Source organism: Bacillus luti (assembly GCF_009739945.1).
Lineage (GTDB): Bacteria > Bacillota > Bacilli > Bacillales > Bacillaceae_G > Bacillus_A > Bacillus_A luti.
In genome coordinates, this window is sequence record NZ_CP040336.1 from 317,584 (window position 1) to 332,164 (window position 14,581).

Consider the following 14,581-nt stretch of genomic DNA (forward strand, 5'->3'; position numbering starts at 1 on the left):
ATATAATTTGAGTTGCGCTGATATATTTGAAAAATCGCTGATATATTTTGGAGGGGGATAAAGATGATTGTGAAAGAACGGAAAATGCCCATACATTTACTTCAATTAGAGGCTTTACTGAGAAGATTGCCTGCCCACCATCTAAAAAGGAACATGGTTTCTGAAAATCTAGCTAAGTTTATGGCTGGTTATAAAGGAGAACAGGCGATTGAATATCCGCTTAGTTTTCTACCCGAAGCAGAATATCGTATTTTACATGATATCAGGTTGTTTGATCAGAAGCATTATTTCCAAATTGATACCCTCATAGTTTCCGCATGTTTTCTTCTTTTTCTTGAAATAAAAAATATCATTGGTACATTAGTTTTTGATGCAAAGTTTAATCAGCTCATTCGAATAACAGATGGTAGTACGGAAGAAGGTTTCCCAGATCCGATTTTACAGCTTAAGCGACAAGAGATGCAGCTGAGAAAATGGCTGAGTCTGCATGGTTTATATAATCTTCCGATTGAATCCCTCGTTGTAATTAGTTCCCCTCGTACAATTATTAAAACTTCAGATGAAATACTTTCTAGTAAAATTATCCACAGCGCAAATTTACCTAATAAAATAAAACAGCTTGAAAATCAATATAAAGAAAAATCGATTGGTAATATAAATGAACTTATAGCTCAAATCATGAATGAACATTCTCAGCAGCGACAAAATATCCTTGCACAATAGAAAATTAAAAAAGAGGAATTGCTAAAGGGCGTGCAGTGTGAGGAATGTTTTACAATGGCAATGTTAAAAGAAAAACAGGGATGGCGTTGCTCAAACTGTAATAGTACGTCTAAACACGCTCATTTACGTGCTTTACAAGATTACACACTTCTGTTTGGAATGATAACTACTAATAGCAAATTGAGGGACTTTCTTAATATGCAATCTAGTTCCGCGGTTAAAAGACTCCTCTAAACAATGAACCTCCCCCACAGTGGCACCAATAAAGGCCGAAAATACGATCTAACCCACCTCTAATTATAATTTTGCTATAATAAATAAGTGTTTATATGAAGGGGAGTGCGGAGAGCAAATGAAATCTCATATCGATCATTATATAGCTAGTGTTTTACAGTGGATATTAAATATAGCGTTAATCATATTATCCATTGTTTTATCTATCTTTTTAATTAATGAAACGATTACTTTTATTCAATACATATTTTCAGCGAAGAAGTATACGTCATATAAATTAGTTGAAAGTATCATCGTCTATTTCTTATACTTCGAGTTCATTGCATTAATTATTAAGTATTTTAAATCGAACTATCATTTCCCGTTACGTTATTTTATTTATATCGGAATTACGGCGTTAATTCGATTAATTATTGTATCTCATGAGGAACCGATGGAGACGTTATTATACGCAGGAGCAATTCTTGTTTTAGTTATTGCGTTATACATATCGAATATGAGAGATTTGAGAAAAGAGTAGTGAAAAAACCCCTAAATATAGGGGTTTTTTATTTATCCCGCTTTAACGGGCAGTAAGACCCCCACCTCAAAATTCAGCGGAAGCAAAGAAGTTAGGTGGGGGATCAACTGTCCGTAAAAGTCCGATTGGTTCAACTAATAATCAGTGGGGGATGAACAAAACCCCCACTGATTAAAGTTTCACTTTATATAATATGAAATCCAATTAATAAAATAACGATGAGTGCCATAGTGAATATACCCCACCATAACGTATGAGTTTCTCCTCTTCTTTTTTTTGCTACGAGGATTTCCATGGACATAATCAAGATAAGTGCGAATCCAGCTTTTATCATAGAAATGACTGGGAAGTTTTTAATGACGACCATTCCAATTCCTGAACCGAGCATAAGAACATAAAAGGCACGTTGTCCCCATAATGTGAATTCTTGTTTCTTTAGCATGTAACTCATAATAAATAAGATGATAAGAATTGCCCATGATCCCGCGTGAATTTGATAAAAAGTATTAAGCATTTAAAGTTCACTCCCATATGTATGTTGTTTTTTTGAAAATATAATTACTAATCCGATAGAAAGCATCGTCATTATGCCGCCTACTGTGAAAGATACTGCCCCTTGTGATGTAAAGATCATTGTGAAAAGTACTGGTCCGATAATTCTTCCTAAACTGTCAAATGAATAGTTTAAGCCAGAAATGGTACCATGATCGCTTTGTACTTGTTTTGTTAAAAATGAAAGTGTACATGTTCGTACGAGTGCGTTTCCAGCTGTGAAGATGGATAAACAAATGCCGGCCCATAGTAAGTTCATAATGAATGGGGTTAGAAATAGTCCTGTTGCAGAAATGATTTGTCCGATTATAATGTAGCGTTTTTCATCTCCGTTACGAATGTAGCGTATGAGTCCACCTTGTATAAATGCATCTACTAGGCCGCTTGCTAAAAAGATTATGCCGATTTGTAATGGTTTAATGCAGATTGCTTGTTTACCAAATAGTTGATAGGTACCTTCTAATCCAGCTAATGCCATGGAAATAGTGAAAGTAATGAAAAACAATCCGATTGATGTAGGTGGTAAACGAACAAATTTTTCAAATGGATTCCCCGCATCTTTTTCATCTGCATTGTTTAAACTCTCTTTAAAAGTAAAGAATGTATATAGAAATAAAATGATAAGCAGATTGCTAGCGATTTGGAATGGAACCGCATTTCCAAAATGGCTGAGCATACCGCCAATTGCAGGGCCGACAATAAAGCCCATGCCAATGCAAGCACCCATCATTCCAATATAACGATTACGCTCAGTTTCATTTGTCATATCGACAATTGAAGCTGTTGCAGCGGTGTATAATGCACCTGCAAACAATCCATTTAGGCTTCGTGCGATGTATAAGCCAGTTAAATTATCAATCAGTAAGCCTGTTAAGAAAAAACTAATGGAATATCCGAGTATGCCAATTAGTAGTACAGGACGCCGACCTGCTCGATCAGAAATCTTTCCCCAAAGTGGAGCTGTTAGGAATGAAGCAAGCGAATAAGAAGATAACAGCATACCTAAATGATGTGATGATACATTTAAATTTGTAATGATTTCTGGTAGAACAGGGATAATCATACCGAAGCCTAAAAAGATGAAAAACTGAACGGTCATTAACGGAACTATATTCCTTTTCATCATATCCTCCTTTACTTTTATTGTTTTTGTGCCATATGACTAAATAGTCATATGGTTATAATAATGGTTTATTAAAAGGAGTACAATCGATATAATAAAATTGAAACAAATTATTCATAATTTAAAAGCTAGGTTAGGAGTTTTAAGAATGTCTATTCGTTATGCATTACTTGGACTACTTTCAAAAAAAGAACAAACGGGTTACGATTTGTATCACACTTTTCAAGAACAACTTATTTATTTTTGGAATTCAAGTCATTCACAAGTGTATAAAGAATTATCAAAAATGGAGAAAGATGACCTGGTTACGTTCGAATATATTTACCAAGAAGGAAGTCCAAATAAAAAAATATATTCTTTGACAAAAGAGGGTGAAAGGGCTCTTATTGAATGGATTATTCATTCGAAAACGAAGCCTCAACGTATAAAAGATGAGTTTTTATTAAAAGCATCAAGTTTTAATGTTATTTCTGTGAATGAAGCCATTTCATTGTTACAGAAGATAATTGATAGAGAAACGTATGTAATGAGAGAAACACAAAAGTGGAAAGATTATGGTTTTCCAGATCAGTCGTCTGTTCGCCAACAGGTAATAGGTGAGTATATTACTGTTGAATATGGAATAAGGTATTCAAAAATGTACATTGATTGGTGCGAATGGGCAATTGAAGTGTTAGAAACATTGCAAGAAGAAGAGTAAGAGTAAGTAGTGCAGGCATAAGTTTGCACTATTTTTTTATGTCTTGACCTTCAAGCAACTTGAAAGTTTACAATGTAATTAGGGCGTTTGAAATTGAAAAAAATTGAGAAATTAAGTGAAGAGGTTTCTTTTACTTGGAGGTTATAGAAATGAGTCAGGAATTAAAATTACGTCCTTTAGAACGAGAGGATTTAAAGTTCGTACACGAACTGAATAATAACGCACATATTATGTCATATTGGTTTGAAGAGCCGTATGAGGCCTTTGTAGAATTGCAAGACTTGTACGATAAACATATACACGATCAAAGTGAACGCCGATTTATCGTTGAGAAAGATAATGAAATGGTTGGGTTGGTCGAGTTAGTCGAAATCGATTATATTCACCGAAGAACGGAATTCCAAATTATTATTGATCCGAGTTATCAAGGTCACGGATATGCAGTTGATGCGACGCGTCTAGCGATGGATTACGCTTTTTCTGTATTAAATATGCATAAAATATATTTAGTTGTCGATAAAGAGAATGAAAAAGCTGTGCATGTTTATAACAAGGTTGGTTTTATAGTAGAAGGCGAGCTACAAGATGAATTCTTCGTAGATGGCACGTATCATAATGCAATAAGAATGTGCATGTTTCAGAAGCAATATTTAGAAAAAAAGCGTTTATAAAGTATTAACTTTATAAACGCTTTTTTATTTAGAATGATATTTATTTATTGTAAAACGATAAATATTAATTGACTTATAATATGTATTTCGTTATTATGATGGTAGTTAGCGAAGAAGAATTTTACGTATAGAGGAGAATGTATTATGAAAAAATATGTATTATCCATTATGTTAATCGTGCTTGGAGTTATTTGCTTATCGATACATAGTTCGAATAGTACGGTAGCGGAGAATGGTATGCTAATGGAGCCTTACTTTTTCTTAGTACCAGTAAGTTATTTGCTATTCTTTATGGCGATAGCGGCAGGTTCATTTACATTTATTCAATCAAAATTAAAAGAGAATAAGTAAATCATATATAAGCGGCAAGTGATTATCTTTGCCGTTTTTTGTACGTTTATTTGGGAGGTTAATTTTCGTTAGGTAAAGAGAGTTGTCAATTTGGTTAAAGACTTATCATTATTTTATTGCCTTATTTTTAGGGTGGAAAATATGTTCAGATATTGCTGTAGATGAAGCATTTACTTCACAAAATGCGAAGAGATTAAAGAGAATTAGCATTTCATCGATGATGGAAGGTATTTTATATATTGGAGCATTATTGTATATTTTTATAGTAGGGGATTATCATGCAAGTATTTTAGTGATTCTATTCCTTATTTTATTTTTCTCAGTTGTTATATCCATTTTCATTTCTTTACCTTCTCATTTAGTTAGGAAAGCGAGTGACATAAAAGAAGATAACGACTTAACGATTTGAGGTGCTCTGTTATGGCGATTATAGTAAATCTTGATGTAATGTTAGCGAAGCGGAAAATGAGTGTGACAGAGCTATCTGGAAGATTAGGAATTACGATGGCGAATGTTTCTATTTTGAAAAATGGGAAAGCGAAAGCAATTAAGTTTTCAACTTTAGAGAAGATATGTGAAGTGTTAGAGTGTCAGCCTGGCGATATTTTAGAATATGAAAAGGATGAGTTCTAGTACAGTTACGTATGAGAACAACAAACATGTGGTATAGGTGAAGTGTAATTATGCGTAAAAAGTGAGCGGAATAATGCTTGTTTTTCCGATAGAGATATAGATTCAGCAACTGGAGTGCAAGAGACAATTCAATCGATCTATTATGCAGTACATACTATATTGCGGTGTTGTTCCGTAAGTTGTTCATCCAGCAGCTCTAATTTCAATTCCGCATTGAGAGACATACTTTTTATGAAAGAAAGCGACTGATATAACAGTCGCTCTTTTTATATTCCGCCAAGTTTCATTCCAAGGAAAGCGAGGAGGATACCAATTGTATATGTACTACTCACATATACAAGGAACATACCAATCTTTTTGCGATCCAGCAGTTGGACAAATTCTAATTTCAATGTTGAAAATGTAGTGAAAGCCCCCATAAAACCAGTACCTAGTAGAAGCTGCCAACCTGTGGTTATTCCCGTTCCAATTATATATCCGAGTAAAAAGGCTCCCGTTATATTTACAAGAAATGTAGCGATTGGAAAGGAAGTTGTATTTCTTTCTTTAAACCAATTGCTAATGGCAAATCGTGTAATAGCACCGAAGAAACCTCCAGTTGCCACTAATAAAGCCTCCATCATGAGAAATCACCCTCCGTAAGGCGCTTCTTAATTAAGAAATCACCTAGTGTATAGCCAAGGCCAGACATAATGAGACCACCAAGTATGCTACATGATACGTATAAGAAAGCTGTGCTCCATTCAGAATGATTGATTAATTGCACGGTTTCTACACTGAACGTTGAAAACGTCGTAAAGGAACCAATGAATCCAGTCCCGATGCCTGTAACAGCCTCAGAAGGTAAGATGTTTAGCCGAGCGATATAAGTAGTTAGCCAGGCTAATAAGAAGCAGCCAGCTAAGTTAATAAGTAATGTAGCTAACGGAAATGAATGATGCCAAAATGTATGAATAGAAAGCCCTACATAATAACGGGAAAGAGCTCCTAATACACCCGCTATGCCAACGATAATATAAATCAATTTTCTCACCTCTTTCATAGTTTGTTCAAAAAAATAGACTCCTACCAGCAAGCATACTGGTAGGAGTCATTAGCTAACTAGCGGTTACGGCGAACTCCATCGCCTATGATTATTACATATAGTGTACTAAATATTGGTGTTAAATTCCAATGGGAATTTCGAGGTGATTATAAATTATATAAATTATTGAAAACCTAAATATAATGATTCATGGTTTTAAGTATGATAAAATATTTCTTACGTTTGTCATTTTGTTATAATTAACTGAAAATAAAGAAAAAATATTTGTGTTTCTAGAAAAGGGGTCGTTTGTTTGAAGAAGGTTTTAAAAGTAATACTTGTATTGATTTTAGTAGGAGCAGCCATTTTAGGTGGATTTTTAGGATATATGACACTTACAAAAGAACAGCCGGCTGATGTTATAAGTTTGAAGGTGGAAAATAATAAAGAACGCGTATTAGAGCAAGGAAATGAATTTAAAGTTACGACATTCAATATTGGTTATGCTGGATTAGATAAGGATCAAGACTTCTTTATGGATGGCGGAAAAGGTTCTGGTTCAAGTAGTAAAGAACAGACTGAAGTGAACTTAAAGAAGATGCTTTCTTTCTTACAAAATGAGAATAGTGATTTTGCGTTATTACAAGAAGTTGATATAAAGTCACTTCGATCATTCGATGTAAATGGACATGAATTTTTGAAAAAAGGACTACCTGATTATGCTTCTTCATTTGGAAAGAATTACGATACAAAATGGGTTCCAGTTCCAGTAACAAGTCCAATGGGATATGCAGAGGCTGGATTGAGTACGTTTTCTAAATATAAAGTTCAAACAGCGGAGAGGTTCCAGCTTCCTGGAATGGAGCCTTGGCCAAAGCGTTTATTTGACTTGGACCGAGCGATTGTTGAATATAAAATCCCGGTTAATAACGGAAAGTTTGTTAGGCTCGTAAATTTACATTTGTCTGCTTATGATGAGGGCGGGAAAATTAGAAAACAGCAAGTAGAGTATTTAAAAGAATATATGAACAAGCATTATCAAAATGGTGATTACGTCATAATGGGTGGAGATTGGAATCAATTACTTTCCGACGTTCAATTAAGCGATCCGAAGTTTGTGAAAGAGCGTCCGGAATGGTTAGTAGAATTGCCGAAAGATTTTACTGACGGGGGATTTAAATGGGCTGTAGATCCATCTGTTATGACTGTGAGAGATGATGTGAAGAAATATGTAGCAGGTGAAAACTTTGTTACGATTATTGATGGCTTTATCGTTTCACCGAATGTGGAGATTGTAAATGTGCAAGGGAAAGATTTAAAGTTTGAAAATAGTGATCATAACCCAGTGAGTGCGGTATTTAAGCTGAAGTAATTAAGTGCAGAAGGTGGGACTTTATATATGGAGTGGTTAAAGAAAACTTGTTTTTCTAACCTTGAGAAAGAATCACAGAAAAATCATTTATTGCTGTTTATTACGCTCTGTAGTTTCTTTCTTGGAATAATCGCGATTGGGTATTACGGATATATTTTTACAGAGAGGGCAATAGCATTTTGGGTTTGTGGCATTTCTGTTGTTGTATTTGGAACGCTGCTTACTTTTATAGCAAGCATGGAAGCGATGTATAAATATATCATGACATTTATGTTGCTTATTATGTCTTTCATTATGGTACAAGCTTTTAATGAAAGCCCGGCTGTATTTCAAATGGTTTACTTTACATTAGCAGTTTCACTTATTTATTTAAGTGAACGTCTCGTTATCATTCTTGGCGGAGTGGCGGTTGTTATTACATTTATTCTTTGTAGTTATTGGCCGGAGCAATTTTTTGCTTATACAGCGGCATCTGAAGCTGCAAACTTCGCAAGCTTGTTAGCGATTGTAACAATCGCAATGTGGGGCGTAACGAAGATTGGCTCTAATCTGCTAGCTCGTTTAAGTGATGAGAAGCAAGAAGTAATGAGGAAAGCTCAGGAGCTAGAAGAGACTCAAAGACTTATTGAGGAAACGGTTGTAAAGTTAGATAGTAATTTCAATCATTTAAGACAAAATATGAATACATCAATGGAGTCGATGAGTGAAATTAATTTCGCTTTTGAAGAGGTAGCAGTTGGCACTCAATCACAATCAGAGATGATGCATCGTTCAGTAGAAGTATTGAATGATATGGAGGGGAATATTGAACAAATCATTTCTCAAGTAAGAAATGCGTCGATTCATTTTGATGAAAGCTTAGAAATTTCAAAGGGTAGTGTACATACTTTACGAAATTTTGAAGCGAATATGAGAAGTTTAAATGATGTTGTTTCACAATCAGGAATTATATTTAGAGACTTAATGATGCAATCGAAACAAATTAATGAAATTGTAGATGTAATAACGAATATTTCAAGTCAGACGAGTTTGCTAGCTTTAAATGCAAATATTGAAGCTGCAAGAGCAGGCGAGCATGGAAAAGGATTTGCTATTGTAGCGAATGAAGTATTAAAGCTTGCTGAGGAATCGAATCGTTCTGCAGGAAGAATTCAAGGGATTTTGAAGGAGTTTAGTAATCAAGCAAGTAAGGTAGAAGTGCAGGTAGAGAAATCAGAAAGAGTACAAGAAGAATGTAATGAAATGTTAGCAAGCGTTTTAACAAACGTAACGGATTTAGGAAAGTTTATTGATGCAATTAATGATGTAATGAGAGAGATTGTCGGTCATCAAGAAAGTTTCCAAGTTAAAACGACGAATATCGTAAAGGATGTTACACATGCTTCTCATGTAATTCAGCAAACTTCTGCGGCTACAGAAGAAGTGTTAGCAAGTGTGGAAGAAGAAAAACATCGAAATGATATATCAGTGAAGACATTACATACTGTTAGCGAGCAAGTGAAGTTATTAGAAGATATTTTAGAAAAGTAATATCTCTTGAAAAGGGCACACTATGTGTGCTCTTTTTTCAGTTAAACGAAGACTTGCTCGGATTTTAATTGCTTTTCTGCTCGTTTTCTGCCAAGCTTAAGGAGATAAAATTCAGCTAATAGCGGAATTAAAATACTTCAAAGAAAGAATTAAATAGGTGACGCATATGATCGAAGTTAAGACTTCTGAACTTAGTGATGGAGAATTTAATAGAGGTGTATTTGCAACTCGTGATATTAAAAAAGGTGAGTTGATACACGCAGCGCCGGTTATCTCTTATCCGAATGAACAGCATGAACACATTGAGAAAACATTACTTGCTGACTACGCATTTGAGTATGGGATTAATCATACGGCAATCCTTTTAGGATACGGTATGTTATTCAATCATTCATATACACCGAATGCGACGTATGATATTGTCTTTGAGAATCATACATTTAACTTCTATGCTTATAAAGATATAAAAGCGGGAGAAGAAATCTTAATCAATTATAATGGTGAAGTGGATAACGATGAGCTGTTATGGTTTGATAAGGAAAAAGAAGAGAACGAAAAGTAATATAAAGAGTTTGGAAAGAGCACATTCTGTGGGATGTGCTCTTTTTTATGGCGTGTCCAGTCAGCTGGTGGAGAAATCCTACGATTGAGCCCTGTGATAAAGTAATTTTTCTGTTTATAGAAATGGGAGAGTATTTAGGAGTATACAGAGCCAAGAAATACACTATATTTACAACTAAATGATATGGTGAAAGGCTTAAATTTAACCTTACAACGATTTAAAAATTACTATATCCCATCTCCAATGGGGTAAAGGTGGATTGGTAAAATTGATTGGTATGTCTTAGAATGGTTTGCACTAACATCTCCCTAAAGATACAGCATTGTATCTTTAGGGAGATGCTTTATTAGCTTTATAGTATAGAGGAAGAGATTTTTAGTTAATTTATTTTTAATCTTATTAAGTTATTATTTTATACAAATTAATAATAACAAATTCGGACTTTTATTTTCAGTCTTGTTAGAAAATTTTGTTTATTTTATTCTTTAATAGTGAGAAATAATAGGAAATGTAAATTTTAGCTATTTCTCATTATTATAAGATTTGAGAGGAGAACGGTAGATGAGAATTATAGCTGGGATACTTTCTTTCGTGTTAATGTTTAGTTTTGCATTGCCATCATTTGTTGATGCAACTGTTGAATTAAATGATGATACGATTGTCGAAGAATATGTTCCTGAAGAAGATGGTGGCATTGATTTATCTAATGTCGATGTTTCTAACTTCGATTTTGAAAAATTTGAGAATGAATATGATTTTTTAGTAACTGATCCTGTATTTTTACAATTAGAAGGAGAACTAAGTAAACCAAGAGTTGAATATGTTATTGAAAAAAATCCTCTTACAGGTGAATTAATAGTTAAACAAGAAATATTACCAGCTCTTGTTATCGGAGCATTAAGGGTTTTAACTTCAAAAGTAGGCAGAACAGCTGCCGATAAAGGTTGGAAGATAGCAAGACCATATGTACAAAAAGCATTAAACGCACCAAGTAAATATATCCTTGAAGGACCATCTGGAACAAAAATTATTCAAGTAAGATCTAAAGCTACGAAACAAGTTATATTTAGGTTAGATTATGGCCCGGTATATCATAAAGGACCATATTTACATTATCATGTTCCACCAAATTTAAATGATCATCATATTATTTGGTAAAGAGGAGGTTATTTCATATTATGTGTAACTATGAAACACACCAGCATATGCATATAGGCTATTATGAAGATGGTTATGATTTAGAAGTCACTGCATATAAAAAAATAAACAAACCTATTTGGGATGTATTTATTGAAGAGTATGAAGCGGGTTTTTTATATGAATTTGCTAGCAAACATAAATTAGGTGAATATTTTACTGGATGCGGTTTAAAAATATTTACAATAGATGACAAAGATGCTACTGAAGAACAATCTAGATTAATTTTTGAAAAGTGGTTAAAAACTAATAACATTGTTTAAAAATTGGTTTATCTTTATTCCACTAATCAAAAAGGTAGAAAAGTATACTTTTCTACCTTTTTGTAGTTTATATACAAACCTTACCAAAACTTCTAACACGGCTTTTTCTTCTCTTTCGCAACTGCCACTTCATCTTAAAATTCCTTCGTTAAATCCTTTGATTCCTGTATCTCACTTAGTATCTTCATGAGAGTCTTATCTCCCGCTTTCAATCGATTTTCTTATATGTCATAAACAAAGTAAAGATTACAAAAAAATACCACTTTCTTTTCGTATGGTATAGTAAGATACTGAGGGATAGTGTTTTGTAAAAGTGATATATTTTACAAATTGTTGTCTTTCTGATTACATGTCAAGTTTAGTGGTCCATTTGGGTTGCTTTATTATGCAATATATATTTTAATATGAGTGGCACCTCTTATAAATTAAGAGGTTTATAGGTGTCTCGAATTGATTTTGGGTACACTGTATCCACCACTTTAGGTTCGTTCATGTATGTGGGGATATTATGGGCCCGTATAACGGGATAAAAAGAATATAGAAATAGAGGAATCGTAAAATGAATATGCAAGAGGTTTATGAATATTTAAGTACGGTATTGCCTGAAGGTCATGTGAAAAAAGATGAAATGTTAAAGAATCATACGCATATTAAAGTTGGTGGAAAAGCAGATGTGTTCGTTGCGCCGACAAATTATGATGAAATTCAAGAAGTTATTAAATATGCGAACGAATATAATATTCCAGTTACGTTTTTAGGAAATGGATCGAATGTCATTATTAAAGACGGTGGAATTCGCGGGATTATAGTAAGCTTAATTCACATTACAGGTGTGACTGTAACAGGAACAACGATTGTAGCACAGTGTGGTGCAGCAATTATTGATGTATCACGTATTGCATTAGACCATAATTTAACGGGTCTTGAGTTTGCTTGTGGTATTCCAGGTTCAGTTGGCGGAGCGTTATATATGAATGCTGGTGCTTACGGTGGTGAAGTATCGTTCGTATTAACAGAAGCTGTTGTAATGACAGGGGATGGAGACTTACGTACTTTAACGAAAGATGAGTTTGCATTTGGATATCGTAAGAGTGTATTTGCTAACAATCATTACATTATTCTTGAAGCGAAGTTCGAACTTGAAGAAGGTGTACGTGAAGAAATTAAAGAGAAAATGGATGATTTAACGTTTAAGCGTGAATCAAAACAACCTCTAGAATATCCTTCATGTGGTAGCGTATTTAAGCGTCCACCAAATAACTTTGCTGGCAAATTGATTCAAGAATCAGGACTACAAGGTAAGCGAATTGGTGGAGTAGAAGTTTCTTTAAAACACGCTGGATTTATGGTGAATGTTGATAACGGAACAGCACAAGATTACATCGATTTAATTCACTTCGTACAAAAGACAGTTGAAGAGAAATTTGGTGTGAAGTTAGAGCGCGAAGTAAGGATTATTGGAGAAGATAAACAATAATGAAATACGTATGAAAATGCGAATTATTTCAAAATAATATTTGGGTATTGTTGACAATTTGTTTTCAATTCAATATAATGGCTAATAATTTAACAAATAACATACGTTGAAAGAGCCCAGTAGCAGTTTGTCACTGTTAACGAGAGAGCTAGGGGTTGCTGGAACCTAGCACAAACAAACTTGCGAATTACACTCTGGAGTATCTTAGGTAATGCTAAGCGGATTGGCAATCGATATTATTGCTAAGAGTGGTATGAATAGCTATGCTATTTATACAAACTGGGTGGTAACACGGTAAATAATCGTCCCTATGTCATAGACATAGGGACTTTTTGTTTTTAAAAAATAAAGGGGATGACAAAAGATGAATATTATTGATGAATTAGAATGGCGCGGCGCTGTGAATCAGCAGACGGATGAAGCAGGTTTACGTAAGCTAGTAGAAGAGAAAAAGATTTCACTATACTGCGGAGTTGATCCGACTGGTGATAGTATGCATATCGGACATTTAATTCCGTTTATGATGATGAAGAGATTTCAGTTAGCGGGTCATCACCCTGTTATTTTAATTGGCGGAGCAACTGGAACAATTGGTGATCCAAGTGGACGTCAATCAGAGCGTCAGCTTCAAACGTTGGAAGTCGTTCAGCATAATGTGGATGCGTTAACAGCACAAATGAAAAAGCTATTTGATTTCGGCGGGAATAGCGAAGTGAAGATGGTAAATAACTACGACTGGACACATGAAATCAACATTATCGAGTTTTTACGTGATTACGGGAAAAACTTTAGTATTAATAGCATGTTAGCGAAGGATATTGTCGCAAGTCGTTTAGATACGGGAATTTCTTTCACTGAATTCACGTACCAAATCTTGCAGGCGATGGATTTCCATCATTTATACACGAAAGAAGATGTTCAACTGCAAATTGGTGGTAGTGACCAATGGGGAAATATTACGAGCGGTTTAGATTTAATTCGTAAGTTAGAAGGTCATGAGGCGAAAGTATTTGGACTAACAATTCCGTTATTATTAAAATCAGATGGCACGAAGTTTGGTAAATCAGCAGGTGGTGCGGTCTGGCTTGATCCTGAAAAAACAACACCGTTTGAATTTTACCAGTTCTGGGTGAATACAGATGATCGAGATGTCGTTAAATACTTGAAATACTTTACATTCTTAACGAAAGAGCGTATTGATGAATTAGCAGCGAAGGTAGAAACAGAGCCTCATAAACGTGAAGCACAAAAAGTATTAGCGGAAGAAATGACGAAGTTCGTTCACGGAGAAGAAGCATTCCTGCAAGCTGTGAAAATTACAGCAGCATTATTTAGCGGAGATATTAAATCGCTAACAGCTGATGAAATTGAACAAGGTTTTAAAGAGATGCCAACATTCCAGTCTTCAAAAGAGACAAAAAACATCGTAGAGTGGCTAGTTGATTTAGGAATTGAGCCATCTAGACGTCAAGCACGTGAAGATATTAATAATGGCGCTATTTCTATGAATGGTGAAAAAGTAACAGATGTGGGTACGGATGTTACTGTAGAAAATTCATTCGATGGAAGATTTATTATTATCCGTAAAGGGAAGAAGAACTACAGCCTTGTGAAGTTAGGAGAATAGTTTGTGTGAAAGGATGGGAGTA

The 14,581-nt window shown here is 34.5% G+C and carries 18 protein-coding genes, 1 pseudogene, 1 riboswitch and 1 other annotated feature; of the genes and pseudogenes, 14 read left to right on the forward strand and 5 right to left on the reverse strand.

What is annotated here, in order from left to right; genetic code table 11:
* The first annotated feature begins 63 nt into the window (after positions 1–63).
* Both EUC40_RS01550 and psiE read left to right on the forward strand, forming a co-directional pair.
* Positions 64–1,020: pseudogene (locus EUC40_RS01550) on the forward strand (nuclease-related domain-containing protein).
* 55 nt (positions 1,021–1,075) lie between these two features.
* A complete protein-coding gene (gene psiE, locus EUC40_RS01555; RefSeq protein ID WP_156573328.1) occupies positions 1,076–1,477 on the forward strand; it encodes a phosphate-starvation-inducible protein PsiE in 402 nt (133 codons plus the stop codon).
* 184 nt (positions 1,478–1,661) lie between these two features.
* On the opposite strand, the gene EUC40_RS01560 is transcribed toward psiE, so the two are convergent.
* Positions 1,662–1,991 carry a DUF1516 family protein gene (locus tag EUC40_RS01560; RefSeq protein WP_156573331.1) on the reverse strand — a complete coding sequence of 110 codons (330 nt, stop codon included), beginning with the start codon at positions 1,989–1,991 and terminating at the stop codon, positions 1,662–1,664.
* Positions 1,992–3,152 (reverse strand): MFS transporter, encoded by a 1,161-nt coding sequence (locus EUC40_RS01565; protein WP_156573333.1) that lies wholly within the window; start codon positions 3,150–3,152, stop codon positions 1,992–1,994.
* Between the two features lie 148 nt (positions 3,153–3,300).
* Here EUC40_RS01565 and EUC40_RS01570 point away from each other — a divergent pair, with 148 nt between their 5' ends.
* From EUC40_RS01570 to EUC40_RS01590, 5 genes are all read left to right on the forward strand, one after another.
* A complete protein-coding gene (locus tag EUC40_RS01570; protein WP_156573335.1) occupies positions 3,301–3,852 on the forward strand; it encodes a PadR family transcriptional regulator in 552 nt (183 codons plus the stop codon).
* Between the two features lie 149 nt (positions 3,853–4,001).
* Positions 4,002–4,523 carry a spermidine N1-acetyltransferase gene (gene speG / locus EUC40_RS01575; protein ID WP_000076832.1) on the forward strand — a complete coding sequence of 174 codons (522 nt, stop codon included), beginning with the start codon at positions 4,002–4,004 and terminating at the stop codon, positions 4,521–4,523.
* A 144-nt stretch (positions 4,524–4,667) separates the two neighbouring features.
* A complete protein-coding gene (locus EUC40_RS01580; protein WP_000761055.1) occupies positions 4,668–4,874 on the forward strand; it encodes a DUF3955 domain-containing protein in 207 nt (68 codons plus the stop codon).
* 82 nt (positions 4,875–4,956) lie between these two features.
* Positions 4,957–5,283 carry a DUF2975 domain-containing protein gene (locus EUC40_RS01585; RefSeq protein WP_244322177.1) on the forward strand — a complete coding sequence of 109 codons (327 nt, stop codon included), beginning with the start codon at positions 4,957–4,959 and terminating at the stop codon, positions 5,281–5,283.
* A gap of 11 nt (positions 5,284–5,294) precedes the next feature.
* Positions 5,295–5,507, forward strand: a complete 213-nt coding sequence (locus EUC40_RS01590) for a helix-turn-helix domain-containing protein (RefSeq protein ID WP_000974875.1) — start codon at positions 5,295–5,297, stop codon at positions 5,505–5,507.
* A 266-nt stretch (positions 5,508–5,773) separates the two neighbouring features.
* Here the strand turns inward: EUC40_RS01590 and crcB (EUC40_RS01595) are convergent, their stop codons facing one another.
* Both crcB (EUC40_RS01595) and crcB (EUC40_RS01600) read right to left on the reverse strand, forming a co-directional pair.
* Positions 5,774–6,130: a fluoride efflux transporter CrcB gene (gene crcB / locus EUC40_RS01595; RefSeq protein ID WP_071712761.1), complete on the reverse strand. Its 357-nt coding sequence runs from the start codon at positions 6,128–6,130 to the stop codon at positions 5,774–5,776.
* Positions 6,127–6,531, reverse strand: coding sequence for a fluoride efflux transporter CrcB (gene crcB / locus EUC40_RS01600; protein ID WP_071712760.1), 405 nt, complete (start codon positions 6,529–6,531; stop codon positions 6,127–6,129). The genes crcB (EUC40_RS01595) and crcB (EUC40_RS01600) overlap by 4 nt, the downstream gene beginning before the upstream one ends.
* Before the next feature lie 53 nt (positions 6,532–6,584).
* Positions 6,585–6,644: riboswitch (Fluoride riboswitch) on the reverse strand.
* A 200-nt stretch (positions 6,645–6,844) separates the two neighbouring features.
* Between crcB (EUC40_RS01600) and EUC40_RS01605 the strand changes: the two genes are divergently transcribed.
* From EUC40_RS01605 to EUC40_RS01625, 5 genes are all read left to right on the forward strand, one after another.
* Positions 6,845–7,903, forward strand: coding sequence for an endonuclease/exonuclease/phosphatase family protein (locus tag EUC40_RS01605; RefSeq protein WP_156573337.1), 1,059 nt, complete (start codon positions 6,845–6,847; stop codon positions 7,901–7,903).
* Positions 7,904–7,930: 27 nt separating this feature from the next.
* Positions 7,931–9,433: a DUF4077 domain-containing protein gene (locus EUC40_RS01610; RefSeq protein ID WP_156573339.1), complete on the forward strand. Its 1,503-nt coding sequence runs from the start codon at positions 7,931–7,933 to the stop codon at positions 9,431–9,433.
* Between the two features lie 166 nt (positions 9,434–9,599).
* Complete coding sequence (locus EUC40_RS01615) at positions 9,600–9,995, forward strand: SET domain-containing protein (protein WP_000573649.1); 396 nt, start codon at positions 9,600–9,602, stop codon at positions 9,993–9,995.
* Positions 9,996–10,556: 561 nt separating this feature from the next.
* Positions 10,557–11,153: a hypothetical protein gene (locus EUC40_RS01620; protein ID WP_001219915.1), complete on the forward strand. Its 597-nt coding sequence runs from the start codon at positions 10,557–10,559 to the stop codon at positions 11,151–11,153.
* A 20-nt stretch (positions 11,154–11,173) separates the two neighbouring features.
* Positions 11,174–11,455, forward strand: coding sequence for a DUF3986 family protein (locus EUC40_RS01625; RefSeq protein ID WP_000336245.1), 282 nt, complete (start codon positions 11,174–11,176; stop codon positions 11,453–11,455).
* A gap of 134 nt (positions 11,456–11,589) precedes the next feature.
* Here the strand turns inward: EUC40_RS01625 and EUC40_RS01630 are convergent, their stop codons facing one another.
* Complete coding sequence (locus EUC40_RS01630) at positions 11,590–11,643, reverse strand: hypothetical protein (protein ID WP_229136967.1); 54 nt, start codon at positions 11,641–11,643, stop codon at positions 11,590–11,592.
* 371 nt (positions 11,644–12,014) lie between these two features.
* Between EUC40_RS01630 and murB the strand changes: the two genes are divergently transcribed.
* Positions 12,015–12,932, forward strand: coding sequence for a UDP-N-acetylmuramate dehydrogenase (gene murB / locus EUC40_RS01635; protein ID WP_156573341.1), 918 nt, complete (start codon positions 12,015–12,017; stop codon positions 12,930–12,932).
* Positions 12,933–13,029: 97 nt separating this feature from the next.
* Positions 13,030–13,245 (forward strand) — a binding site (T-box leader).
* A 51-nt stretch (positions 13,246–13,296) separates the two neighbouring features.
* Positions 13,297–14,559, forward strand: coding sequence for a tyrosine--tRNA ligase (gene tyrS / locus EUC40_RS01640; RefSeq protein ID WP_071712756.1), 1,263 nt, complete (start codon positions 13,297–13,299; stop codon positions 14,557–14,559).
* Positions 14,560–14,581: the final 22 nt, after the last annotated feature.

Bases quoted from the DNA above. Each gene is read 5' to 3' on its own strand.
- psiE (WP_156573328.1), top strand. From the start codon at position 1,076: ATGAAATCTCATATCGATCATTATATAGCTAGTGTTTTACAGTGGATA.
- EUC40_RS01560 (WP_156573331.1), bottom strand. From the start codon at position 1,991: ATGCTTAATACTTTTTATCAAATTCACGCGGGATCATGGGCAATTCTT.
- EUC40_RS01565 (WP_156573333.1), bottom strand. From the start codon at position 3,152: ATGAAAAGGAATATAGTTCCGTTAATGACCGTTCAGTTTTTCATCTTT.
- EUC40_RS01570 (WP_156573335.1), top strand. From the start codon at position 3,301: ATGTCTATTCGTTATGCATTACTTGGACTACTTTCAAAAAAAGAACAA.
- speG (WP_000076832.1), top strand. From the start codon at position 4,002: ATGAGTCAGGAATTAAAATTACGTCCTTTAGAACGAGAGGATTTAAAG.
- EUC40_RS01580 (WP_000761055.1), top strand. From the start codon at position 4,668: ATGAAAAAATATGTATTATCCATTATGTTAATCGTGCTTGGAGTTATT.
- EUC40_RS01590 (WP_000974875.1), top strand. From the start codon at position 5,295: ATGGCGATTATAGTAAATCTTGATGTAATGTTAGCGAAGCGGAAAATG.
- crcB (WP_071712761.1), bottom strand. From the start codon at position 6,130: ATGATGGAGGCTTTATTAGTGGCAACTGGAGGTTTCTTCGGTGCTATT.
- EUC40_RS01610 (WP_156573339.1), top strand. From the start codon at position 7,931: ATGGAGTGGTTAAAGAAAACTTGTTTTTCTAACCTTGAGAAAGAATCA.
- EUC40_RS01615 (WP_000573649.1), top strand. From the start codon at position 9,600: ATGATCGAAGTTAAGACTTCTGAACTTAGTGATGGAGAATTTAATAGA.
- EUC40_RS01620 (WP_001219915.1), top strand. From the start codon at position 10,557: ATGAGAATTATAGCTGGGATACTTTCTTTCGTGTTAATGTTTAGTTTT.
- EUC40_RS01625 (WP_000336245.1), top strand. From the start codon at position 11,174: ATGTGTAACTATGAAACACACCAGCATATGCATATAGGCTATTATGAA.
- murB (WP_156573341.1), top strand. From the start codon at position 12,015: ATGAATATGCAAGAGGTTTATGAATATTTAAGTACGGTATTGCCTGAA.
- tyrS (WP_071712756.1), top strand. From the start codon at position 13,297: ATGAATATTATTGATGAATTAGAATGGCGCGGCGCTGTGAATCAGCAG.